16 protein-coding genes and 1 pseudogene are annotated in these 24764 nt (G+C 60.3%); 6 read left to right on the top strand and 11 right to left on the bottom strand.

The window, feature by feature from the left end; translation table 11 throughout:
• Nucleotides 1-163: 163 nt before the first annotated feature.
• On the bottom strand, nt 164-967 hold the full coding sequence (gene istB / locus G547_RS20690) for an IS21-like element helper ATPase IstB (RefSeq protein ID WP_051235080.1): 804 nt from the start codon (nt 965-967) through the stop codon (nt 164-166).
• Entirely contained in the window at nt 964-2145 is a 1182-nt protein-coding gene (gene istA, locus G547_RS0108455) for an IS21 family transposase (protein WP_027329487.1), read from the bottom strand. The genes istB and istA overlap by 4 nt, the downstream gene beginning before the upstream one ends.
• A gap of 101 nt (nt 2146-2246) precedes the next feature.
• Between istA and G547_RS23020 the strand changes: the two are divergent.
• Nucleotides 2247-2549 (top strand): annotated as a pseudogene (locus G547_RS23020) (transposase); the annotation flags it as partial.
• A gap of 42 nt (nt 2550-2591) precedes the next feature.
• Here G547_RS23020 and G547_RS0108445 read toward each other — a convergent pair.
• From G547_RS0108445 to G547_RS0108435, 3 genes are all read right to left on the bottom strand, one after another.
• Nucleotides 2592-3086, bottom strand: coding sequence for a P-loop nucleotide/nucleoside kinase family protein (locus G547_RS0108445; protein WP_027329486.1), 495 nt, complete (start codon nt 3084-3086; stop codon nt 2592-2594).
• A gap of 305 nt (nt 3087-3391) precedes the next feature.
• Nucleotides 3392-5107, bottom strand: a complete 1716-nt coding sequence (olsF, locus tag G547_RS0108440) for a bifunctional ornithine lipid synthase OlsF (protein WP_027329485.1) — start codon at nt 5105-5107, stop codon at nt 3392-3394.
• A 76-nt stretch (nt 5108-5183) separates the two neighbouring features.
• Complete coding sequence (locus tag G547_RS0108435) at nt 5184-6347, bottom strand: hypothetical protein (RefSeq protein ID WP_027329484.1); 1164 nt, start codon at nt 6345-6347, stop codon at nt 5184-5186.
• Between the two features lie 202 nt (nt 6348-6549).
• Here G547_RS0108435 and serB point away from each other — a divergent pair, with 202 nt between their 5' ends.
• Nucleotides 6550-7773: a phosphoserine phosphatase SerB gene (gene serB / locus G547_RS0108430; protein ID WP_027329483.1), complete on the top strand. Its 1224-nt coding sequence runs from the start codon at nt 6550-6552 to the stop codon at nt 7771-7773.
• On the opposite strand, the gene G547_RS0108425 is transcribed toward serB, so the two are convergent.
• From G547_RS0108425 to epmB, 3 genes are all read right to left on the bottom strand, one after another.
• Complete coding sequence (locus G547_RS0108425; RefSeq protein WP_027329482.1) at nt 7770-9866, bottom strand: EAL domain-containing response regulator; 2097 nt, start codon at nt 9864-9866, stop codon at nt 7770-7772. The two genes, serB and G547_RS0108425, sit on opposite strands and share 4 nt — an antisense overlap.
• A 206-nt stretch (nt 9867-10072) precedes the next feature.
• Nucleotides 10073-11881, bottom strand: coding sequence for a hypothetical protein (locus G547_RS20680; RefSeq protein ID WP_051235078.1), 1809 nt, complete (start codon nt 11879-11881; stop codon nt 10073-10075).
• A 130-nt stretch (nt 11882-12011) separates the two neighbouring features.
• Entirely contained in the window at nt 12012-13046 is a 1035-nt protein-coding gene (gene epmB, locus G547_RS0108415; protein WP_027329481.1) for an EF-P beta-lysylation protein EpmB, read from the bottom strand.
• 39 nt (nt 13047-13085) lie between these two features.
• Between epmB and efp the strand changes: the two genes are divergently transcribed.
• Together efp and epmA are read left to right on the top strand one after the other, a co-directional pair.
• Nucleotides 13086-13658, top strand: coding sequence for an elongation factor P (gene efp, locus G547_RS0108410; protein WP_027329480.1), 573 nt, complete (start codon nt 13086-13088; stop codon nt 13656-13658).
• Between the two features lie 70 nt (nt 13659-13728).
• Entirely contained in the window at nt 13729-14676 is a 948-nt protein-coding gene (epmA, locus tag G547_RS0108405) for an EF-P lysine aminoacylase EpmA (RefSeq protein ID WP_027329479.1), read from the top strand.
• Nucleotides 14677-14747: 71 nt separating this feature from the next.
• Here epmA and G547_RS0108400 read toward each other — a convergent pair whose 3' ends face one another.
• Nucleotides 14748-15887: a CNNM domain-containing protein gene (locus G547_RS0108400; protein WP_027329478.1), complete on the bottom strand. Its 1140-nt coding sequence runs from the start codon at nt 15885-15887 to the stop codon at nt 14748-14750.
• Nucleotides 15888-16067: 180 nt separating this feature from the next.
• Here G547_RS0108400 and G547_RS0108395 point away from each other — a divergent pair, with 180 nt between their 5' ends.
• Nucleotides 16068-18653 carry a glycoside hydrolase family 3 protein gene (locus tag G547_RS0108395; RefSeq protein WP_051235077.1) on the top strand — a complete coding sequence of 862 codons (2586 nt, stop codon included), beginning with the start codon at nt 16068-16070 and terminating at the stop codon, nt 18651-18653.
• Between the two features lie 34 nt (nt 18654-18687).
• Here the strand turns inward: G547_RS0108395 and G547_RS22615 are convergent, their stop codons facing one another.
• On the bottom strand, nt 18688-20766 hold the full coding sequence (locus tag G547_RS22615; protein ID WP_051235075.1) for a diguanylate cyclase: 2079 nt from the start codon (nt 20764-20766) through the stop codon (nt 18688-18690).
• A gap of 389 nt (nt 20767-21155) precedes the next feature.
• On the opposite strand from G547_RS22615, the gene ppc reads away from it, so the two are divergent.
• Nucleotides 21156-23771 carry a phosphoenolpyruvate carboxylase gene (gene ppc / locus G547_RS0108385; protein ID WP_027329476.1) on the top strand — a complete coding sequence of 872 codons (2616 nt, stop codon included), beginning with the start codon at nt 21156-21158 and terminating at the stop codon, nt 23769-23771.
• A gap of 42 nt (nt 23772-23813) precedes the next feature.
• Here ppc and G547_RS22610 read toward each other — a convergent pair whose 3' ends face one another.
• A complete protein-coding gene (locus G547_RS22610; RefSeq protein ID WP_027329475.1) occupies nt 23814-24722 on the bottom strand; it encodes a GGDEF domain-containing protein in 909 nt (302 codons plus the stop codon).
• Nucleotides 24723-24764 lie beyond the last annotated feature (42 nt).

Here is a 24764-nt window from a genome sequence, read left to right as displayed (position 1 = left end):
TGAAGTGACCGAGTGGCAGCGGTTGTACGAGATCCTCAGCTCTGTCCCTGGCGTCGGCGACGGCGTGGCCTACACGCTGATGGGAGAACTCCCAGTGTCAACACCGGCCCATTTTGTCCGCATTTTACCGGTTTAGATTGTCCGGTTTTTAACGATTTCAGCGTCAGTTGATGGCAGCAGTTTCCTCCTCTGGGTTGGGGTTGTCGGTATCCACTTTCGCGGTATTGACCGCGATCAGTCCGGCCTTTCGCTTGTCCTTCAGCCGGTAGCTTTCTCCTTTGATGTTCAAGGTAGTCGAGTGGTGCAGTAGCCGGTCCAGTATCGCGGTGGCAATGACCTGATCCCCGAACACCTCACCCCAGTCGGTAAAGCTCTTGTTGGAGGTCAGGATGATACTGGCCCGCTCATAACGCCGATTGACCAACCGGAAGAACAGGCTGGCTTCCTCTCGGGTCATCGGCAGGTAGCCGATCTCATCGAGCACCAACACTCTCGGGTAGGTCAGTTGTTGCAGTTGCCGATCCAGCCGGTTTTCCTGACGGGCCTTAATCAAGGTGCTGACCAGCCGGTCCAGACTCATGAACAGCACCCGGTGGCAGGCCTCGGCGGCTTTGACGGCGAGAGCAACGGCCAGGTGGGTTTTACCTACTCCGGGCGGCCCCAGCAGTACCACGTTTTCACTGCGCTCTACGAAGCCCAGCCCGGACAGTTCGCGCACCGTCTTCTTGTCGATGCTCGGCTGGAAGCTGAAGTCGAACTGCTCCAGGGTCTTCACCCAGGGCAGGCGCGCCTGTTTGAGTCGCGACTCGAAGCCGCGCTGGTGGCGACCGCCCCATTCTTGGGAGAGTGCCTGTTCGAGGAACTCCCGGTAGTTCAGGTCGGCCTTGCTGGCGTGTTCGCACAGGGTGTCGAGGGAGACCTGAAGATGCTCCATTTTCAGGCGATCCAAGAGTTGCTCTAGGTTCATGACAGCACCTCCTCATAGACACTGAGGTTGCGCTGCTGGACGCCCACCGATTGCCAGAGCGGCTTATGGTGAGAGGGCGTGGTTTGCCAGCCATCGGTTCGCGCCCGCAGTCGGTGTTCGGCGATCAGAGCGTCGTGCTTGTCATAGACCCGCAGGGTATCGTCCAGGCTGATTCGCAAGCTCACGCCCTGGCCGCAGTATGACTCGGGCACGCTATAGCGGTTGCCCCGTACTTCGATGTAGCCGTCCCAACCGACCTGACGCAGATCCCGGTAGCTGGTGTCGAAGCGCATCACAGGAAGGGCCTGTAAGGCGGCTTTCTCGTCGATAAACCGGGCGGCCGGAGACTGATCGAACTGACGTAAGGTCCGCGGATCCGCCACCGTCGTGACCCACTGGGTCAGCAACTGATTCAGGTGCGCCCAGCTCTCGAAGCGTTGGTAGCGCTGGAAGAAGTGGTCTTTGACGTAGCCCACCATGCGCTCGACTTTACCCTTGGTTCGAGGCCGGTGCGGCTGACAGGCTTTGGGGCTAAACCCGTAATGGTGCGCCAGTTGCAGGAAGCCCTCGTTGAACTGGACCTCACCACCGGCGTTGTGACGCAGGACGGCGGCTTTCTGGTTGTCTACCAGTACCGTGGCGGGGACCCCGCCGAAGTGCTCCAAGGCCTGCACCAGGGCCTCGTAGGTATGCTCGGCATCCTCACAGGGCGCCGCCCAGACATGGAGGCGGCGGGAGTAGCCCAGCACATTGACGGCGATATGGACCTTGCACCGTTCACCGGCCAGCAGCACTTCCAGGTTACCCCAGTCGTGTTGCAGTTGATGGCCGGGCGCCGTTTCGAAGCGCACCGTTTTGCGGTTGGGGCGCAGTGCCCGTTTCGGGTGGATGTAGTCCCGAACCAGGGTTCCGCCGCCGGCGTAGCCTAAGTCTTTGATTTTATGGAGGATCACCTCGGCGTTCCAGACACCTTCGGCCAACTGGTGGTCGATGAACGACTTGAAGGGATCGAGCTTGCTGCCTCGGGGTTGAGTTCGACGTCCGGTTTTGGGAGCGGGCAAGGCCAGATAACGGCGTACTGTGCGCTCACAGCAGCCCAGGCGGTGGGCAATATCCACGATGTGTGCCCCCTCTTTGCGAAGTTGCTTTATCATGTAGAAGTCCTCTCGGCTCAACATGGCGGTGTCCTCGATGCTTGGTCGCAAACAAGGAAACCCCATTTGGGTTGGGAGGACAATCTAAGTTGGTAATTTACGGACTTTTAACACCGGTGCTGACACCAGAGCTCGGGTCGCTATCGAATCGCCAGGTGGCTGCCCTCTGTGGTCTAGCGCCGTTCAATCGCGACAGCGGAGCGATGCGAGGGAAACGGCGCATCCGTGGCGGCCGAGCTCCAATCAGGACCGTGCTCTACATGGCAATGATGTCAGCCATTCAACACAACCCGGTGATGAAGCGGTTCTACCACTCTTTGGTCAACGCTGGCAAACACAAAAAGGTGGCGCTGACGGCTTGCATGCGCAAGATGGTGACGATTCTTAATGCCATGGTTCGGGATGATTGCCTATGGCAAGAAGCATAGAATTTTAGTCTGCAGGGGTTGCCCTGGGATCACAGTCGCTGGTTATGCATTTTCCACAATTACAGTTGTGTTGAACCCTTCATCAGATGTGGGTGCAACAAAGTACTTTGTAATCAGCTCAAACATCTCTTCCGTATCGGTTGCCATCCTCTGTGGCTCTTCAATCCGCCTTTGTGCGACTCGCCCCAAGCACACCTCATTTGGCTGGTCGATATAGATTAATTCATGTGGAGCCTGGATCTCTGAAAAAATGCTTTTGAACCACTCTCGTTGTGGAATTGTGTTTGCCGGAAAATCCATTACCACGTTGGCTCCAGACACCAAGATCGATTGAACCAATTTCTTCATTTGAGGCTTAAGACGGCCAGCATATTTAATGTAGTCATCCAAGCTCTCGATGCTATTCGGATACATTGACGAAAGCCATTCGTCTTCTGAGAGCAGTACGGCGTTTCGCTCTTGGGAGATTTCACGAGACTTTGTAGTTTTTCCTGCTCCCATTTTCCCACAGAAAAACGTCAGCACTCCTTTGCTCATTTATTACCTCGTATTGCATAACAATATTATTAGACGGAAACTTTCCGTATTTAAATCCGGAAAGTTTCCGTCTTTCACATTTGGCTGATGTTATACCACGCCTCAGAGGCCCCGTCACTCAAGGCTTAGAACGCATGGTTATAAAAAGCATGTTGTAAAATGCGGAAACTTTCCGTGTGTTGAATATTATGCGGACCTGGCCCTGGAAGGCTTGGGGGTGGCCTCGACTCTCTGGTCGGTGCTCGCTCGGGATGTGGCGGATGACTCCGCTGAGTGTCGCGAGCGGCGGAGGGTCGGTTGCTGCTTCAGGCGTCGCCTATATAGCGCTTTCGCTTGTTGGCTTTCATCTTTGACAGGTCCGCCAGAAAGAGTCCGTCCAGGCATTCGCCGAAGTCGGAGTCAACGCTGAACGCGAGGAGGTGGTAGCCGTCGTCTTCGTACAGGGCGGGGTAGTGCTTGAACAGTACCGGGAGTGAGTGGCCCGCGGTTTTGAAGGTGGTTTGCAGTTGGTCGTGGGCCTCGTGGCGACTGAGGTTGGCAAATGCGCCGTTGAGGGCCATGCGGCTTTCGGGGTCGATCAGGTGCGGGTGGCGGGCGCTGGCCAGGTTTTCCGGCTTGGCGTAGTAGCGCTGGTGGTAAACCACCAGCCAGTCTTGCAGCGGTTTGGGGTAATCGGCACTTAGGCTGACGGGGCCGATCAAGTAACGGATATCCGGGTGGTGGCGTAGGTAGGCGCCCAGGCCCTGCCAGAGGTAATCCAGGCTGGCTTTGCCCCAATAGTCCGGGTTGACGAAGCTTCGGCCGAGTTCCAGGGCCTGTTGCAGGTAGGGGCGCAGGCTGGGTTTGAGCTCGAACAGCTCGGCGGTGTAGAGCCCGTCCATTCCTTCGCTGGCGATCAGCGCCTGCGTTGCGCCAATCCGGTAGGCACCGGCGATGGCCAGCCGGTTGGGGTCCCAGAGTACCAGGTGTTGATAGCTCTGGTCGTAGCGGTCCAGGTCCCGGCGCCGGCCGGTGCCCTCGCCCACTTTGCGAAAGGCGATTTCCCGCAGTCGGCCCAGTTCGCGCATGACGGTGGGGTGTTGTTCCCAGCGGCACAGGTAGATGGCCTGGCCGTCCCGAGTCGCGCCGAGCTTGTCGGCGGTGGCCAGTTCGCGTTGTAGTTGCAGCGGGTGTTCGGGGTGGGCGATGGTTTTTTCGGTAACGAACAGGGTTTTCTTGCCGCGACCGAGCTTGTAGAGGTGTTTTTTCAGGCGCTGGATCAGAGCTTTGTCCGCCAGGTTTTTGGCCTCCAGTGCTCGTGCGGGAATGGGTTCGCCCACGCGAAATCGGATTTCCGCCGAGCGCTTGTTGAACATTTCGTGGGCGAGCAGCGCGGTGGCCAATGGCTTGAACACCGCAGAGGCGCTGTAGAACAGCCAGGAGTTTTTGGCCTGAATGAATACCGGCAATAGCGGTGCGCCGGTTTTGCGGGCAAAGTGCAAAAAGCCTGAGCGCCAGGCCCCGTCTCGAATGCCGCTGGGGCGTGCCCGGGACACTTCCCCGGCGGGGAAGACGATCACCGCCTGTTCATTTTCCAGGGCCTCGAGAATACGCTTGTAGCTTTGCCGGTAGGCTCGCCCGGTCATGTTGTCCAAGGGGAGTAGCAGGTCGCGCAGGGGTTCGAAGGCGCTGAGCAGGTCGTTCGCGATGATTTTTACATCGGTCCTTACCTGGCTGACCAGATGAATCAGGGCGAGTCCGTCGAGGGAGCCGATGGGGTGGTTGGCCATGATGACGACCCGGCCCTGGGCGGGAATGTTGGCCCGCTCGCGGTGGGCGACGCTGTAGCTGAAATTGAAGTAGTCGAAGATTCGCTCAATAAAGTCCACGCCCCGGCTGCCCCGATGGTCTGTCAGGAATTGATTGATCGCCTGTTCGTGCACCAGCTTTCGCAGCAGGCTCAGCGTGGGTTTGCGCAGCAGCGGGGCGCTGCGGGCAAAACGGGGAAACTTATGGTTGAGGGATTCTTCGATATTGAGCATGAAATGGACCTCGGCGTGACGATGACGCCGAGGCTAGGCTCAGAGTGTGACGCTCCGATGACTGAGCCATGAAGGATTAATGACGCTCGGCCGTGGCGTCGTCGCCCAGGTGCTGGAGTTGTTGCTGTTGTTTGTTGAGCAGTTGGCGGTAGGGCGCTTTGACGCCGATCAGCAGGCCGTTGCTTGGGTCCAGTTCCAGGTGTTGCTGCAACTCGTCATCAATGAGCGACGGTGCGATTTCAATACCCTGCACTGCGGGCGGCACCTCGCTCAGTTGATCCCGGTAGGCGTCGGAGAGGGTGACAGGTGTGTCGGTGGTGATCGGGTGAATGCGCGCCTGTATTTTCAGTTTGGGGCCACTGTTCAGGTGCGATAACTCCCCCAACAGCTGGGCGCTGCACAGCGCCCGGAAGGCGCAGTCGCTGTGGGACTCACCCCGGTAGTCGATCAAGAGGGTATCGTCCGTGAGCGCCACTTTCCGGCCGCCGTAGAGGGAGAGCACGCCCTGGAGCTGTCGATCGAACTGGCGCAGCTGCCGGTCAAAACTGTCCTGGTTGAGTTGGCCGTGGAGTGTATTCAGGTTGGTCAGCTGCAGCCTGAGCCGAATTTCGGTGAGCCCGGCTTCCGGGTCATAGTCCGGATTCTGGGGCCTATCCGCCGTGTTAGCGTCGTCCTCTTCCCATGTTTCCTCTCCACGAACGGGAGATACGAAAGCGGAGGAGGTAGCGTTACGGAACGGTAATAAACGGTGAGGAATCAACCAGGGCAGGGAAGCGACCAGCAAAACGGCCAGGCCCCACATCCAGAAAAAGCGCAGGTCGGCGCCGGTCAGAGAAGGGGTGGTGACGGCAATGTGTAGATGGCCGGCGATATTGTCGGCCAGCGCAATGGGCGCGGCGTAGCGTTGAAAGCGTTCCCCTTCGGCGTCCGCCGGCGCAAAGCCGCTCTGGACCAGCAGGTTATTTTCCACATCGTGGATGGTGGCGCCGACTACCTGAGGATGTCGATTCAGCTCCTGAAGGACTACCTGCAGGCTGATCATGTCCTGCCGCAAGGTGGCGTCCACCGCCCGCTGGGCGGCGCTGTGGGCCAGGGTCTGACCGAAGGCGTCCAGCTGTTGGCGCTGGTTCTCCAGGCTCGTGAAGCCGTGAAGCAGCGCGCCGAGCAGGCCGAGCACCAGAACGAGGGCGCTGGCGCTGAGAGCGGGCCAGTGGGGGCGAAGCTGTGAAAGCGGGGTCATGCGTATCCCTGGAGGCGGATTGGGTCCGGTACGTCAATCAAAAGTCCTCTATTCTACGGGGCATACTCTACCCGATGCCAGCGTCGCGACCGTCGCCGTATGATTTGTGTCTCCCGAGAGAGGCATTGCGTGGCAACCGGCCCCCGGTAAACGGTATAATCGCCGCGCCTGCCAACCTTCTGTGCCAATCAAGTGAGTCCGTGTGAAAGACATTGTATTGATCAACGTATTTGGGGATGACAAACCCGGCGTCACTTCCTCCCTGGCCACCGAGTTGGCCCGTTTCGGTGCCAGCATCCTGGATATCGGCCAGGCCGTGATTCACGATGACCTGGCTCTGGGCATGCTGGTGGCGCTGGATCGTGAGCGTATTACCCCGGATAACCTTCGGGCGGCCATCAATGATGTAGCGGACCGGTTATCGGTTCGCGTACGGTTTGAACACATTGAGCGTGAGCGCTACCAGGAGTGGGTGGATCAGCAGGGTAAGCCCCGTCACATCGTGACCTTGCTCTCGCGCCAGGTGACGGCGGAGCAGATTGCTGATGTTACTGCCGTGACTGTGCGCCACGGGCTCAATATCGATCATATCAATCGCCTATCCGGGCGGGTGCCGTTGGAGGCTCTCGATCGGCATAGCAGTGCCTGCGTGGAATTTTCCGTGCGCGGTGCTCCGGCGGATGCGCAGGCCTTGCGCGCCGACTTGATGGAGCTGTCCACCCGTCTGGAAATCGACATCGCCTTTCAGAAGGATACGCCCTATCGGCGCAATCGTCGGTTGGTGTGTTTTGATATGGATTCCACCCTGATTGAGGCCGAAGTCATCGATGAGCTGGCGAAAGCCGCGGGTGTGGGCGACGAAGTCGTGGCCATCACCGAGGCGGCGATGCGGGGCGAGCTGGACTTTCAGCAGAGTTTCGCGAAACGGTTGAGTCTGCTCAAAGGGCTGGATGAGTCGTTGCTCGAAGGCATTGCCGAAAATCTTCGTCTGACCGAGGGCGCGGAAAAGCTGATCGCGACCCTTAAAAAGCTGGGCTACAAAACCGCGATTCTCTCCGGCGGTTTTGAATATTTCGGCCGTTTCCTTCAGCGTCGGCTCGGCATTGATTATGTCTACGCCAATCAACTGGAGATTGTCGATGGCCAGGTGACCGGTCAGGTATCGGGACGAGTGGTGGACGGTGCCCGCAAGGCGGAACTGTTAAAGCAACTGGCGGAGCGCGAAGGCATTACGCCCGAGCAGGTGATTGCGGTGGGGGATGGTGCCAATGACCTGCCCATGTTGAATGCGGCCGGGTTGGGCATCGCGTTTCGGGCCAAGCCGCTGGTGAAGGCTTCGGCCGAGCATGCGATTTCCACGCTCGGGCTGGATGCGATTCTCTACCTGCTGGGTTTCCGGGATCGCGAACATGGAGACCTGGGCTAGGTCTCCATATTGAAGTCGTAGTCCATCGACTCGCTCGGCTCCTGCAGGTAGTAGCCCTGAATATAGTGCACCCCGGCCTGCCAGAGTGTCGCCAGCACGCTGGCGTTTTCCACAAACGGGACCACCGTGGTCACGTTTTCCTCGTGCAGCTGCTTGATCATTTCCACCAGGGCGTCCGGCTTTTCGTTGTTGTTCTGAATATCCTGAGTAAACGAACCGTCTATTTTGACGAAGCCCAGCGGTACGTGCTTGAACACGTTGAACGGGTTCAGTGAACAGCCGAAGCCGCTGATGCTCAGGCAGCTTTTGAGTTTTTCCATGCTCTGGGCAAAGGCCTTGGCCGCCTTGAGGTGGTTGGTGATGTCCACCTCGTTCGCCTGAAACACAATGGCATCGGTGGGCAGCTTGGCGGCTTTGAAGGCCACGCCCAACCAGGGCGGCAGGCTGGCATCACAGAGCGACTGGCGGCTCAGGTTGACGATCAGTTTGGTCTTGTTGCCCTTGGCCCGATGCTTGGAGAGCATCTTGATGGACTCGAGAATCACCCAGCGGTCGATCTTGTGGCTGACGTTCATCTTCGCCGCCGCGTCGAGGAACTCCTTCGGGGAGACTTCTTTGTCCTCATGGTTCAGAAGCCGTAGCAGCACCTCGTAATATTCATCGTCGGAGCCGCGCAGGTTAATAATCGGTTGGAACAGCAGGCGGAAGCGGTCGTTGTCCAGCGCGTGCTGAACCTCGGCCATGATATCTCGCTCTTTGCGTTCATCGGCGGACATTTCCGGCTCATACAAACGGGCGCCGTTGCCCTGTTTCTCGGAGCGGACTTTTTCCATGGCGCTGACGGCCTGCTCAATCACGGACTCACCGCTGGAGCTGGTCTCGTTGATCAGCGACACGCCGATGCTTGCCGTCAACTGTATGGTCTTGCCGTCGACTTCGACAATGTGGTCCTCAATGGCCTTGCAGATTTTCTCCGCACGCAGCACGGCGGTATCGGGCTTGGTCTTGGGGGCCAGCAGGGTAAAGGCGCTATCGCCGAAGCGGGCCAGCAGGTCCGTTTCCTGGGCGTGCTCTCTCAGTAGCGCGGCCAGATCACTCAGTGCCATATCCGAGCCGGCGACGCCGAAGGCGGACTGCACCTGGTCGGCAAAGTTGTCGATGTCGATGTAGATCAGCGCGGCTTCCTGGGTGTCGCTATTGCTTTCGGAGGCGATCAGCTTCTCCAGCCGATCGACCAGGTACTGGCGGTTATACAGGCCGGTGGCCAGATCCTGCCATTTGATCTGAGCGATCTGGGCTTCCAGCTCTTCGCTGGTTTCGGCCACCCCGGCGCGGGCCAGAAACTGGATGCAGGGCTCTTCATCGTAGGTGGCGCGGGAGACTTCCAGGCTGATGTTGGTGGTCTCACTGTTGTGTTTGACGCCCTGGAATTCGACCTTGGTGGTTTCCGCCTCATCGCCTTTGAGCGTGAAATTCTTGAGAAACTGTTTGAGGTGCTTCTGATCCTTGTCCGCCACCATGTCCATGATGGGCAGACAGTCGATCTCATCCCGATCATCGTAGCCGAACAGCTCGGCAAAGGACTCGTTCGCGTACAGGTACAGGCCGTCCTGCACATACGCAATGGCATCGCGGGAGCTGTCCAGCAGCGCCTGGCTGCGCCGTTCGGCCTCGCGAAAGCGGCGGTCGGCCACGCGGCGTTGATGGCGCTGCTCCTTGTTGTCCATTTCCCGCTCAATCACCAACAGCAGGTGCTGATCGTCGTCCAGCTTGACGACGTCCACGGCCCCCATTTTCATGCCGTCCACGATCGCAGCGCCGGTATCGTCGTCCGTCAGGAGGATGACCGAGACATCCCGGTTGAGGCGTTTGATCTGGCGGATGGCGTTCTGGGGGGTGACGTTGGTGGTCTGGTCGTGGCCGATCAGCAGGTCCCAGGCCTGCTCCTGAAGGAGCTTGTCCAGACGCTCTTCACTGTCGACGTGTTGGGCGCGGCTGGGGCGTCCGGCGTTGTGCAGCATGCTGATCAGGCGCTCGGCCTCTGAGCGGGAGTCATTGAGAATCAGGAGGCGGATTGTCTCGTTTGGATCCATAAAAGATTACTGCACTCTTTTGAGGCCGTTCAGCCGGTAAATTCTCCCGCGCGTCGCTCAGAGGTTGCCTGCGCCGAATGTCGTCATTGTCGGGCTATATTAACTGATTGGGGATTCCCCTCAACAGCAATGTAGATTTTGGCGACAACAACCCGCAAATTCCTGCCAAAATTGTGATTTGGCCCAGTCAATCAGTGCTTTGAGGCTTAGAGGTCTTCGCTATGCTTGTCTTTCCCGGCCGCACCTGGGGCCAGCTCCCGATACTCGAACTGACTGACCGCACCGGTGGAAAAGCGGCGTCGGGTCAGTTGCACGTTGGTCTGGTTTTTATGGCTGTCTTCCCGCTGGCCGCTGTGGCGTCGATAGAGGCGGACCTTGCTGTACTCGTGAAAGGTGACGGAGTTGGTGATCAGTGTCGCGGGCTGGTTGATGGCCCGTAGCGCCGGCACTTCCAGCGCGCGCAGAAATTCCGAATAGCCGCCGGTTTTATACACCACCGCCGCGCCGAGCGGGGTCGCCTGGGGCGCCAGGGTCTGAATGCCCAGCAGCGTGGCCTCGCGGGACTGTTGGACCCAGCGCACCACGCCGACGGTCCACTTGTGGCGGCCCTCTTCTTTCAGCCCCAGCAACTCCCCGGCTTTGAGCTGGGGCGGCACCTGTTCGCGCCACTCCAGGCAAAAACCGCCCAGACTAATATCCACAATGGGAACCTGAAAGGTCGGGTGTTCACCGCGGTAGTCCGTTTGTTGTCGTTGGCGGATGTTGTGTTCAATGTTGAACGTGGCGACATTGTGCCCCGCCAGTCGACCGCCGCCGGCATCAAAGGCATCGCCCCAGGGGTCGTCTTCCAGGGTGGGGGGAGTCGGCAGGCTTCCGGAAAAAGGGCCGCTGTCTTCCTGGTGAACATGGGCCGCCTGGTTCATGAACAGCTTGAACGGCTGGCCACCGCAGAGATGAAAGTGCAGGTTGGACAGGCCGATGGTGATGTCCATCCGACCCTTGCCGGGGCGTCGCTCAAAGCTACGTTGGGCCAGGAGGTGCCAGGATTGACGCAGGTGATCGTTGAGCGCGGTGCTCAATCCGTAACCATCACGGGCGCCAGCGGAGCGATCGCCGAGGGCCTCGCGTGCTTCTTGCAGGGCCGTCACTACGGGTCCGGTGTCCAGCTCGCGAATGGCCCCGCCGGGTGTGCTGGGCAGACGGGACTTGTACAGTGGCGGGGTATCGCTGTCGAGTACGACGGCGAACAGGTTGTCCTCCTGCCCGGGGTCATAGGCCACCATATGGGCCAGGGGGGCCAGTTGTTCGAGGGCATCATAAGTCAGCCCTACTTCATTCTGGCGCAACTGGTTGGGGCGTGCGCAGGAGAGCAACAGTAGCCGCTGGTAGCTCCGCTCCACGGTGTTGAGGTGTTGGTGTTGGGGCAGATTTTCCGTGACGGCCTGAGTGGTGACCTGCCAGTGCTCCGCCAATTGGTACAGAGTGTGAAGTTCCAGCCAGAGGCGGCTGGGCACCGGCGTGTACAACTGGTAGCTGCGCAGCAGGAGCAACCCCATTCCCGAGATCGCCCGCTGCAGCGCCTGGGCTCGCAGCGTCGCCAGGGTTTCGGCGTTGCCTTTCGTGGCATGGCCCAGGCCCTGCACAGTGACCAGATAGCCGTTGGTCATGTGTTTCTGCAGCGCCTGGGCGACGGTGGCGGTTTTGCGGGCGGTTTCCGGCAGAATCAGGGGTTGATTGAGAAACAGGGGCGCCAGCCCTTGAAGGGCCTGTTGGACGGCGGGGCGCAGGGCTTCGAGCATTTCCATACGCGTCTGAGGCGTCACTTTCAGTCGGGCGATTTCCGGCAACGCTTTGTAGAGCAAACTGCTGACGTAGCTGATGCGGGTCATGGGAAGAGCCTGGGCCCACTCGGCGACCTTGGCCGGCTTCGCGGCGCAGAAGGAAAGCGCCTCCAGGTCCTGCGGTGGGACTTTAAATCGGCTCAGCAGCTCGTTCGGCGGCATGTCAGCGGTCATTCAGTATCCTGTCGTCGGTGATGGAGCCCGGCGCTGACCGGCATCCGTGGTTGGATGGGGGCTTCGGTCAATCGGTATCGGTCAATCCCTGAGCGTGAATCAATGTGCTCTGACTATAAATGTGCTCTGACTATAGCAGATTGTGCCGGGTGCCCGCTTCGGTGACCGGGGTTTTACTGGGCTCGCCCGCGATCTCCCTTACCAGCTTGGGCACCATATAGCCCGGAAGAGTTTCGCGCAGGTGACGATGCAGCGCCAGAGCCTCGGTCTCGGGTACATCGAAGTGATGGGCGCCGGCGACCGGGTCCAGTAAGTGAAGGTAATAGGGTAGAACGCCCAGCTCAAACAAACGCTCGCTCAGCTCGCTCAATGCCGGGGCCGTATCGTTGACTCCGCGCAACAGCACCGCCTGGTTGAGCAGGGTCACGCCAGCGGCGCGCAGTTGCGCCAGGGCCGCTCCCACCTCGCCGTCCAGCTCGCGGGCGTGGTTGCTGTGAATGACCACGGTGGTCGCCAGGCGGTGATGGGTCAGCCAGTCGAGGCAGTCCTCGTCGATTCGGTTGGGCAGCACCACCGGCAGGCGGGTATGGACGCGCAGGCGGCGCACGTGATCAATGGCGCTGACCCGCTCGGTCAGCCATTTGAGCTGCCGGTCGGGGGCGTTCAAGGGGTCTCCACCGCTGTAAATCACTTCGGTGATGCTGGGGTCAGCGGCAATGTAGTCCAGTGCCGCCTGCCAGCGAGCCCGGCCGGGGTTGTTGTCGGCGTAGGGGAAGTGACGGCGGAAGCAGTACCGGCAGTTGATCGCGCAGCCGCCGGAAACAATCAGCAGCACCCGGCCGTGGTATTTGTGAATCAGCCCCGGGTGTGGGTTGGCTTCGGCTTCGCCCAGCGGGTCCTGACTGTAGCCGGGGGCCGTCTCCAGTTCGTCGCCCACCGGAAGCACCTGGCGCAACAGCGGGTCGTCCGGGTCACCCTTGCGAATACGGGCGGCGTAGGCACGGGGCACCCGCAGCGCGAAGTCATTGCTGGCCCGCAGGGCTACCGGCAGTGAGGCCGGGTCGAGCTCGAGCAATTCGTACAGCTCCCGCGGGGAGCGGATGATGTCCGCCAGTTCGCTTTGCCAACGGGGGGCCTGCCAAGTGGTGGCGGTTCGATGTATCATGGGCGCCTTTTAACATTCCAGAGTCAACGAGAGGGCGTAATGGCCACCTATTCTATCAACGATTTCCGTGTCGGTCTGAAAGTCATGCTCGACGGTGACCCCTGTAACATCGTGGAAAACGAACTGGTCAAGCCAGGCAAGGGTCAGGCCTTTAACCGGGTCAAGTTGCGCAACCTGAAAACCGGCCGTGTGTGGGAGCGTACCTTCCGCGGCAGTGAAAACCTGGACGGCGCCGATGTGGCCGACCTGGACATGGACTTTCTTTACTCCGATGGTGAGTTCTGGCACTTCATGGAGCCCACTACGTTTGAACAGCACCAGGCGGATAAAGCCGCAGTGGGCGATGCCGCCAAGTGGCTTAAAGAGCAGGACAAATGTGTTATCACGCTGTTCAACGGCGCGCCTCTGGCGGTGACCCCGCCCAACCATGTGGAGCTGGAAGTGGTTGAGACCGATCCGGGCCTCAAGGGCGACACCGCCCAGGGTGGCACCAAGCCGGCGACCCTGAGCACCGGCGCTGTGGTCAAGGTGCCGCTGTTTATGAACCAGGGTGATGTGGTCCGCGTCGATACCCGTACCGGGGAGTACCTGGGCCGCGCGTCCAAAGACTGATCCCTTTTACCCGCCCGGCCAAGGCCGGGCGGGTATCCCCCTCCTTTATCTCCGACAATCAACCATCCCAATGAATGACTGGCAACCTTCCGCCTCTATCGAACAGCTGCGCCAGCGTGCCCGGTTGTATCGCCAGGTCCGCGCGTTTTTCACTGAACGTGAGGTGATGGAGATTGAGGCGCCGGTGATGGGGGCCGCCACGGTCACCGATCCGTTTATCGATTCCGTGACGGCGCAGTGTGCCGGCCGCTCCTATTACCTGCAGACCTCCCCCGAGTTCGCCATGAAGCGGTTGCTGGCCGCCGGTGCGGGCGCCATCTATTCGCTGGGCAAAGTCTTTCGCAACGGCGAGCGCGGCCGCAAGCACAATCCGGAGTTTACGCTGCTGGAGTGGTATCGCCCCGGCTGGAATGATCACCAGTTGATGCGGGAGGTCGAGGCGCTGGTGCTCAGGGTATTGCCGGGTTTGACGGTCACCTACCTCAGCTACCGGGAGTGGTTTGAGCGCCACCTCGGCCTTGACCCGCACCGGGCCACCGCCGGGCAACTGGCGGCGCTTGCACGGGAGCGCATCAATATTGAGGCCGGGGAGGAAGACAGGGACTTTTGGCTGGACTTGCTGGTTACCCACGAACTGGAAGCAACGCTCGGCCCCGGGCTGACCTTTGTCTACGACTACCCAGAGAGTCAGGCGGCTCTGGCCCGACTGGCTACCGACGCCGAGGGGCAAACGGTCGCGCGTCGGTTCGAGGCCTTTATTGGCAGCATGGAACTGGCGAATGGCTACTGGGAATTGACCGATGCTTCGGAGCAGCGTCGCCGGTTCGAGGCGGATCAGGATAAACGCCGAAAATTGGGGCTGCCACAGTATCCGGTGGATGAAAAATTATTGGCCGCCATCGACGCTGGCTTGCCGGACAGCGCCGGTGTGGCGTTGGGCATGGACCGGTTGTTGATGTGCCTGACCGGTGCCAGCTCGATCGCCGAGGTGCTTGCCTTTGATGTTAACCGGCTCTAGCGGGCCATCCGAGAGGTGAGGCGGGAGCACGAGCGCTACCGGGCCCGCTATACGTTTGACCCCAAGGACGTTTATCTGGATGGGTGATTGTCTCGCCGCTCGGGCTTTTCTGCTCCCGGCTCGGGCTCCTCGGGGGGTTCTTCCTCGCCCTCATCGGTTGAGGCTTCCGGATTGATGCCCATTTTCCGGGCCTGCCGGCGCCAGCGTCGCCGGGCCAGTTCCTGCATGTTTCGGGTCTTGTCTTTTTCATCCACGATTTCCAGGCCGAGCAAGGTCTCCAGTACATCCTCCAGGGTGATAACGCCCACCACCGAGCCGTATTCGGTGACCACCAGGATCATGTGAGTCTGCTCCCGAAGAAACTCCTCCAGCGCCTGGGTCAGCGGCATACTGTCGAGCAGCGCCGGAATCTCGCGGCGGTACTGCTTGAGCGGCTGATCTCCTTCGTCCCGGGCACGTGCCAGCAGCAATTCGTTCAGCAGTACCACCCCGGTAATGTCATCGGGATCATTCCGGTAGACGGGAATACGCGAGAAGGGAATGGTGCGATGGCCGTCGAAGAATTCGGTGACGCTTTGCTCTCCGGCGGCGGAAAACAGAACGGTACGAGGGGTCATGGCATCCTTGATCGGGGTCTGTCTGAGCATTAGCAGGTTTTTCATGATGCCTGTTTCCCGCTCGTCCAGATGACCCTCCTGGGAGCTGAGGTCGGCCATGACCGTCAGTTCATGTCGGTCGAACCCTGAAGCCTGGGCATCCCCCCGGGTGATCAGCCGGGTAATCTGCTCGGACATGATGATGAAGGGGTAGAGCAGATAGATCAGGTAGTGCAGCCCGTAGGCCGTGGCGGGCGCCAGAGCGCGCCAATAAAAGGCCCCCAGGGTCTTGGGAATAATCTCGGAGAACACCAGAATCAGCAGCGTCAGCACGGCGGAAAAGACCCCCAGATAGGCATTGCCGAATACATGGGTGGCCTGGGCTCCCGCGCCCGCGGCCCCGGCGGTGTGGGCGATGGTGTTGAGCGTCAGAATCGCCGCCAGCGGGCGATCGATATTCTGTTTGAGTGCGCTCAGCAGCCGGCCGGAGCGCTTGCCCGCCTGATTCAGAACGCTGGTATAGGCGGAGGTGACGCTCAGTAACACCGCTTCGGCAACGGAGCACAGGAAGGAAATCCCGAGAGCGAGGGCGATGTAAATCAGCAGCAGGGTCATTGGGGCGCTCTGACGAAAATGGGGCTGAAGATCATATCAGGCTTACCGATCTTCTTCACAGTGGGTCAAGGTGCTGGCGTCGCAAGCGTTGACAGCTATAAGCACGCGGGGTAATTTTCGCGGACTAAAAGTCTCAACAACAAAATCCCAACAACAATCGTCAAACACAAGGTCAATACTATGCAATGTCTATCTGGTCTTCGCTTCGGGGGCTTGGGACTGGCGCTCGCCAGCCTGCTCGCCTGTTCCCCCGAACCGACAGAGGCACCCGAGCAAAGCACGAGCCCGGAAACCCGCGCCGCCGTCGAGTGGCCCCGCCTGGAAACGCCAGTGCCCCAGTCACCGGACATTGAGGCCCGCATCGACGACCTTCTGGCAAAAATGACGCTGGAAGAGAAAGTCGGCCAGATGATCCAGCCGGAAATCAAAACCGCCACGCCGGAGGATGTGCGCCAGTATCACCTCGGCTCGGTTCTCAACGGCGGTGGCACCACCCCCGGCAATGACAAGCACGCCCCCATTCAGGCGTGGGTGGATTTGGCCGACGCTTATTACAACGCCTCTGTGGATACCACCAATGGCCGCACCGGGGTTCCCATCATGTGGGGCACCGACGCTGTTCACGGCCTGGGCAATGTGGTGGGCGCTACGCTTTTTCCTCACAACATTGGCCTGGGTGCGATGCGCAATCCGACGTTGATTGGCAGGATCGGCGAAGTCACGGCCCGCGAGATTGCGGTCACCGGGCTGGACTGGAACTTCTCACCCACCGTGGCCGTTGCCCGTGATGACCGCTGGGGCCGCGCCTATGAGGCCTACGCTGAAAGCCCCGAGGTGGTGGGAGAGTATGCCGGGCCCATGGTAAAGGGGCTTCAAGGTAAGCCCGATACCGCCGACTTCCTGTCCGAGCAGCATGTGATTGCCACAGCCAAGCACTTCATTGGCGACGGCGGCACCGCCCAGGGCATTGACCGGGGCGAAACCCTCGGGGATGAGAAAACCCTTCGGGATATCCACGGCGCCGGCTATTTCAGTGCTATTGAGGCGGGGGTACAGGTGGTCATGGCGTCCTTCACCAGCTGGCAGGGCGAGCGGATGCACGGTCATAAATACCTGCTGACCGATGTACTCAAGGATCAGATGGGCTTTGATGGTTTTGTGGTGGGGGATTGGAGTGGCCACGGCTTTGTTCAGGGGTGCTCTCCCGAGAGTTGCGCCCGGGCCGTGAACGCCGGGCTTGACATGTTTATGGCCCCGGGCCCGGAGTGGAAAGATCTGTATTGGAATACCATTGAACAGGTGCGCGATGGCACCATCAGCCAGGCTCGGGTCGACGACGCCGTGCGCCGCATCCTTCGGGTTAAGTTTCGTGCCGGTCTGTTTGAAAAAGGCCCACCGTCGGAACGGGCTCTGGCGGGCGATGCGGATGTGCTGGGCTCGGCCGAGCACCGCCAGGTGGCCCGCCAGGCAGTACGCGAATCCCTGGTGATGCTGAAGAACCGGGACCAACTGCTACCGCTCAAGCGCGGCCAGCGCGTCCTGGTGGCGGGTGACGGGGCTGACAACATTGCCAAACAGTCCGGTGGCTGGTCCGTCACCTGGCAGGGCACTGGCAACGAAAACAGCGATTTCCCGGGGGCCACATCCATTTATGACGGCATTGACGCGGCGGTCTCCGCCGGTGGCGGCGAGGCGGTGTTGAGTGTCGAGGGTCAGTATGAGCAGAAACCGGATGTGGCGATCGTTGTCTTCGGGGAAGACCCTTACGCGGAAATGCAGGGTGACCGGAACAACCTCGCTTACGCGCCCAAGGACCCCCGCGACTGGGAATTGCTCAAGCGCTTGCAGAGCGAAGGCATTCCCGTGGTGTCCCTGTTTATTACCGGCCGGCCGTTGTGGGTCAACCGCGAGCTCAATGCCTCCGACGCCTTTGTGGTCGTCTGGTTGCCGGGCACTGAAGGGGGCGGCATCGCCGATGTGATTTTCCGGGACAACCAAGGCGAGGTGAATTTCCCCATGACGGGCGAATTGCCGTTCAGCTGGCCCAAGCGTCCGGATCAGACGCCGCTCAATGTCGGTGATGAGACGTACGACCCGCTCTTTCCCTACGGCTACGGTCTGAGTTACGGCGAGAAGGACCCTTTGACCGAGCCCCTGTCTGAAAAGGGCATGGAAGTGGCCGAAACCCGGGACCGGTTGGAGCTGTTCAAGCGTCGGCCCCTGGGCATCTGGGAGTTGGAAATCATCGGCGCCCAGAATGATCGAAAAACCATGACCAGCAATCGGGTGGAAGTGTCCTCTCTGCGCATCGAAGCGGTGGATCGCAACGAACAGCAGGATGCTCGTCAGGTGGTCTGGAACGGGAAGGGGCCCGGTCAGGTCGCGCTATTTGCTCCCCAGCGGCAGGACTGGACGGGTTATCTGGAGGATGACGCCGCCCTGATATTCGACATCAAGGTCGATCGAGCGCCGACCGACACCACCTGGCTGCGTTTCGGCTGCGGTTCCTATTGCGCCTCGGACATTGAGATGACCGAGCGGCTGACGGCTGCGCAAGGGAAGGGCTGGCAGACCGTCAGCGTGGACTTGAGCTGTTTCCCCCAAGCGGGCGCCAACTTCGGTGTCAACCAGCCCATTGAAGAGTTCATTACTCAGGTGCGTCAGCCCTTTTCGCTGCTGACCGAAGGGCAGTTGGATGTGACCTTTGCCGAGGTGCGTGTTGAAAAAGGCAAGGCGAGCGAAGCCACCCTGAGCTGCACTGACTGACCGGAGCGTAAGGCGCGGCGAAAGCGGGCTTTGATCAGAGGTCCGCTTCCGTCCAGTCCGCTGTGGTTTTGGCGATCACGACCTGATTGCCGCCCGCGTCCTTGGCGCGGTACATCGCCTGATCCGCCGCCCGCATCAAGCCGCTAGTGTCGCCAGCGTGTTCAGGATACAGCGCCAGGCCGAGGCTCGTGGCGATATGCAGCGTGTGGCCTTCCACACGAAAGGGGGCTTCACAGGTTTTTCGGATTTTTTCAGCGACTTTTAGCGCTTCCTCCTGTCCGGTGATACTGTCCAGCAATACCACGAATTCATCTCCCCCCATCCGGGCTACGGTGTCGGCCGCTCTCAGGTTGACCGTCATCGCCTGGGACACCAGCTTGAGCAGTTCATCACCGAGATCGTGGCCGTAGTGATCGTTGATGATCTTGAAGCCATCGAGGTCGATAAACATCAACGCCACCCGCTCGCCGTAGCGCCCGGCGCTTTTCAGTGCCTGGTCCAGGCGGTCGGAAAACAACGCCCGGTTGGGTAAATTGGTCAAGGGGTCGTGCTGGGCCATATGGCGCATATGCTCTTCCATCTGCTTGCGTTCGGTCACATCGCTGATAAAGCCGTACCAGCGTGTGGTGCCGTCGGGCAGTCGCTCCGGCTCGGCGTTGCCTTCCAGCCACCGCATTCCCTGAATTGGCATGACTGCCCGAAACTCCTGATGCCAGGTGGTCAGGTGGCGGGCGGATGAAATAATGGAGGCGACAATGTCCTTGTAGTCCTGGGGGTGAGCACGAGCGAACAGTCGGTTCACGTTCTCGCGAACCTCCTCCGGGGTCACCTCAATGTACTCTGTCAGCCGCCGGCTCGCGAACGGCATGGCGAACCGGCCTTCTGGGGTCATTTCGAACTGGTAAACGACTCCCGGAGCCTGGGCGGTGAGATTGTCCAACAGCTTTCCCCGTTCCAGTGAGGCTTGGCTGCCCGCGCGTTCGCGATAGACCTGCCCGATCTGATAGCTCACCACCTGGGCCAGTAACAGTACTTCGATCAGCACTGCCACCATGCCCAGGTGTTCCACAAGGTAAAGGGGGTTGCTGGTACTTTCGAGGGAGATCGCGATGAGCGCGGGTATGGCAAAAGCCGCGTTGGCAATCAGGTACAGGCGCGCAACCCTGTGCCCCTGCAGGCTACAGGTGATCCCGCAGAGCAGCCCGTAGAGCGCAAAAATTGCCACCCCGATCCGGCAAAACTCCAGCGACCAGTTGGGCCAGAGCAGGGCCAGGGGCCAGAAGCTCGCGAGAATCCCCAGCAGCGTAATCCCCAGCCAGAACAGTGCGGGGTGATGCTCCCGGTCAACCCCCAGCAGCCGCATCACAAACCCGATATAAACAGCGTTGGAGAACAGAATCGGGGTGCTGATCAGGTAGAACCAGGTCCAGCCGAACAGCTGGCTGTACACCAGCATGGCGGCGCCGTTGTACAAGAGGTTTCCCAGAATAAACAGGGCGTAGAGGCCGTCGGTCCGGGACCGGCGCCACACCGCCATGACCGCGTAGTAAAACAGCAGCCCGAAGAAGATGCCGAGTCCTGCCAGAGTCAGACTCTGGGTCCGGACGATCTGCTGCTCGTAATACGCCCGCTCAAACAGGTGGGGCTCGGGCAGCGCGAGGTAGAAGGGGCTCTCCATTCGGGTCAGCACCCGGTAATTCCCCTCGGGCAGTGACAGCCGGCGACCGTGGCGCAGGAAATAATCGTACCGGTCTCCGAAGCGCAGCCCGCCCTCTATCCGTTTGATCTGCTCGCCCTGGTCATTCACCAGGATGTGAATGAAATGGTTCAGGGTGGATGAGCTGGCGAAATCCAGCACCAGCTCGGTGGGTTCTGACAGGGCGAAGGTTAACTCGTACCACAGCACGCCGCCTCCGGCCGGACTGACCTCCGTGGGTATCAGTTGCGCGGCAGTGGGCACGCCGGTGGCGGTATTCGCGGTGGGCGCGGGTGAGACCCAACGCCCAACCTGCTCGATGGCGGTGCTCTGATCCGCGTTCTCCTCGGCGCTGGCCGGCCCGCCGTGCGCACTCAGGCCGAGCAACAGCCCAAACACAATTGACAATCTCAGCAAGCGGACTCCTTGACTGGGGAGGTTAGGCTCGACTTGGTCGCCGCGAGGACGGGTAAAAGCTCACGCATAAGCATTGACCAGAAACCGCGACTTCGCAAACCTTCGTTTGGGCCCCGGCGACCGGAGCGAGTGATCCAGGTTGGCGGTGGGGTGTCGCATTTTTCCCTTTTGAGGCGGAAATGGCAAGTTTTTACAGGCTGGGTAGAAACTGAACGAGGTCCGTCGAGGCCGTGGTTGCGGGGGGCTCGGGCAGTTACTCAGCCGTCATTCACACAGTTGTGCACAGTTTCTGTGGATAGCGCTGAGGCTGTGGAAAACCGCCAGCCTGTGTCTGAATGGCCAGTTTGCGCTAGAATGCCCGCCTCACTGATGAATTTGGAGGTAGCTTTATGGAAGCTTTACCAGAGACGCTGCGGGAAAATGTCCGCCTTCTGGGCGAATTGCTGGGCGACACGGTACGTGATCACGAAGGCGAAGACCTGTTCCAGAAGATCGAGGACATCCGCCAACTGGGCAAAGCCATCCAGCAGTCTGAAGATGAGGATTCCACGCCCCTGGTGGAGCGCCTGGGCGAGCTGAACGATCGGGATATTCTGCCGATCGTACGCGCCTTCAATCAGTTCCTGAATCTGGCCAACATCGCCGAACAGGAGTACTCCGCCAGCGCCGAGGCTGAGCCGGACGACGGCCTGAAAAATCTGCTTTTGGAACTGAAAGACACCTATGGCCAGGATCGTCTGACCGAGGTGATTCGCGACCTGAATATCCAATTGGTACTGACGGCGCACCCGACCGAGGTCACCCGTCGCACCCTGATCCGCAAATACGACCAGATTGTCCACACCCTGAGCGACCAACAACGCGGCAACCTGCTCACCTATGAGCAGGATAAGCATCGCGGGCGGCTGCACCGGCTGGTGGAAGAGATCTGGAGCACCGATGAAATCCGCACTGAGCGGCCCACGGCGGTGGATGAAGCCAAATGGGGCTTTGCCGTTATCGAGAACAGTCTCTGGCAGGCGGTGCCGGACTTTATCCGCCACCTGGATCGGCTCTGCTGCCGTCACCTAGACCAGTGCCTGCCCATCGATCTCAAGCCATTCAGTTTCTATTCCTGGATGGGGGGCGACCGCGACGGCAACCCCAATGTGACCCACACCGTGACTCGCGAAGTGCTGTTGCTGGGGCGCTGGATGGCGGCGGATCTGTACCATCGGGATATTCTGAGCCTGGGCAACGACCTCAGCATGCACGAGGCCGGAGAGGCGCTGCAAGCGCGCTTCCCGGAAAGCCGCACCCCCTACCGGGACCTGCTGGCCGAGTTGCGCCAGCGTTTGCAGGCCACCTTGGAGTGGACAGAAGCGCGCCTCCAGGGCCGCTCCCCTGAGCTGACCGCCCGGGTGATTTCCCAGCGGGACGATCTGCTCGAACCGCTGCTGATGTGCTACGACTCTCTGCGCGAAGTGGGCTTGCCTCATATTGCCAACGGTCCGGTACTGGATAATATCCGCCGGGTCCAGAGTTTCGGTATCAATCTCGTACCCCTGGATATTCGCCAGGATGGCGAGCGTCACGTCAAGGCCATGGATGAGCTGACCCGGTATCTTGAGCTGGGCAGCTATATGGAGTGGGATGAGGAACAGCGCCAAGCGTTCCTGCTGGAGCAACTGGACAATAAACGCCCGCTGCTGCCGGCCCGCTGGCCCATGAGCGAGGAGACCGAAGAGGTGTTGGCCACATGCAAGGTCGTCGCCCAGGAGCCGGAAGAGACGCTGTCGCATTACGTGATTTCCATGGCCCAACAGCCCTCGGACGTCTTGGTGGTGGCACTGTTGCTGCGCGAGTGCGGCATCACCTGGAACATGCCCATCGTCCCGCTGTTTGAGACCCTGGACGACCTCGATCGGGCGCCGAAGGTCATGGGCCGGCTCTGGCAGATTCCCTGGTACCAGGAGTACACCGAAGGTCGTCAGACCGTCATGATCGGTTATTCCGATTCGGCCAAAGACGCCGGTAAATTCGCGGCGACCTGGGCCCAGTACAAGGCTCAGGAAAAGTTGGTGGAAATCGCTGAGCAGCAGGATATCCGTCTGGTTCTGTTCCACGGCCGGGGCGGTACCGTCGGTCGCGGTGGCGGCCCCGTGGAAAAAGCCATGGCGTCACAGCCGCCCGGCTCGGTGCGCGGTCAGATCCGTGTGACCGAACAGGGGGAGATGATCCGCTACAAGTTCGGTCAGTCCCGCGTGGCCTTCAGCAGTTTCTCGACCTATGTTTCGGCGACTTTGCGGGCCACGCTGATGCCTCACCAGGGGCCCTCGCAGGAGTGGCGTGACCTGATCGAGCGCATGGCGCAGAGCAGTCTCGAGGCGTATCGCAGTGTGGTGCGCGGCCATCCCAAATTTGTGCCCTACTTCCGCAGCCTGACGCCGGAACAGGAGCTGAACCTGTTGGCGCTCGGCAGTCGCCCGGCCAAACGCAAGGCCACCGGCGGCGTCGACAGCCTGCGGGCGATTCCCTGGGTGTTCGCCTGGATGCAGGTGCGCCTGAACCTGCCTTCCTGGCTGGGCACCCGCCAGGCGCTGGAGTACGCGCTGGAAAACGCCCCTTCGACCCTGGTGGACATGCTGGAGAACTGGCCCTTCTTCTCCAGTTTCCTGGACCTGCTGGAAATGGTGGTGGGCAAAGCCGACCTGCCGATCTGCAGTTACTACGAGAAGGAATTGGTACCACAAGAGCTGCACGGGCTGGGGGAGCAGTTGCGGGCGGATCTGGGGGCGTTGGAAGTCCTGATCAACCGGATCAAGCACCAAGACGAGTTGCTGAGCGACGAGCCCATGCTCCAGCGGGCGCTGAGCGTTCGCAAGCCCTACGTGGACCCGCTGAACTATCTGCAGGCGGAGTTGCTCAAGCGCCACCGCAGCGGCAAGGAAATCAGCCCCGAACTGGAAAGGGCGCTTAAGGTCACCATGGCGGGTATCGCCGCGGGGATGCGCAACACGGGGTAAGGGCCCGAATGAGCTTGGCCCGGGAGGCTTGCCGCGAACGCGTCACAGGCCTCTTGGTGCCTCGTTCTCTTCAACCGGCGAGCCTGTGCGTCGGGACAGGCTTTCCAGCGTCTCCCCCGGCTCGGCGGCCGCGATCTGGAAGCTCAACTCAAGGGTGGCCAAGGTCTCTTCGCCCTCCTGATCTTTTAGCAGTACATGCTTGAGGCGCCCTGCAAGCTGCTCCGCGAAGCGTTCGGCCTCTGCCAGGCTTGCGTCCGGCATAAAGACGGCAAACCGACGACCGCCCATACGAGCGGCTATTTGACCCGGGCGCAGATAGCGACGTACCGCTTTGCCCACCCGGATCAACACTTCATCGCCGGCCTGGAGCCCCAGTCTCTGGTTCAGTTCGGTGAGGTTGAGCACCCGGAAACCGATCACCACGGGTTGATCATTCTCCTGGACGGGGTGGTCCATCATTGGGCCACAGGTGGTAAAGAAATAGCGCCGGTTGTACAGTTGAGTCAGTTGGTCAATGGTGGCCAAGTCCCGTTCGATTTTCTGATAGCTGCCAAGCATCAGTCGGCTGACGCGATAGGCGCGTCCCATCTGATAAAGACCGAGCGTGGCGATCAGAAGTCCCAGGGGAACCAATGCCAAGCCAATGGTCTGCGGCAACCAACCGTCGGGCTGGATGAGGTCGTTGAGCAGGTTCTGCCATACGCCCAGAAAGTGAAGGCCAAAGCCCAGCGTCAGTTTGAGAGCGACGGGCTGTCTTACCGGCAGATAGGCGGCGACCACAAATAGCAGGAACGCCGCCAGGCACAGGAACAGGTCCCGTAGAACGTACGCCCAGTCCACACTGTCCGGTCTTAGGGACGGATGGGTGTAAAACAGAAATAATGCCCAGACAAAGGCGAACAGCACCGTTAGCAGTAGTGTAAAGAGCGCCTTCGAAAAGTGGCTGAGCATGATCTTCTCAAGAGGTTTGCTGGTATTAGAGAAAGTGTAGCA

The organism is Marinimicrobium agarilyticum DSM 16975 (assembly GCF_000423345.1).
Classification (GTDB): Bacteria; Pseudomonadota; Gammaproteobacteria; order Pseudomonadales; family Cellvibrionaceae; genus Marinimicrobium; species Marinimicrobium agarilyticum.
Note: the sequence above shows the minus strand (reverse complement) of the source record. Positions and strands in the feature narration are given on the sequence as shown.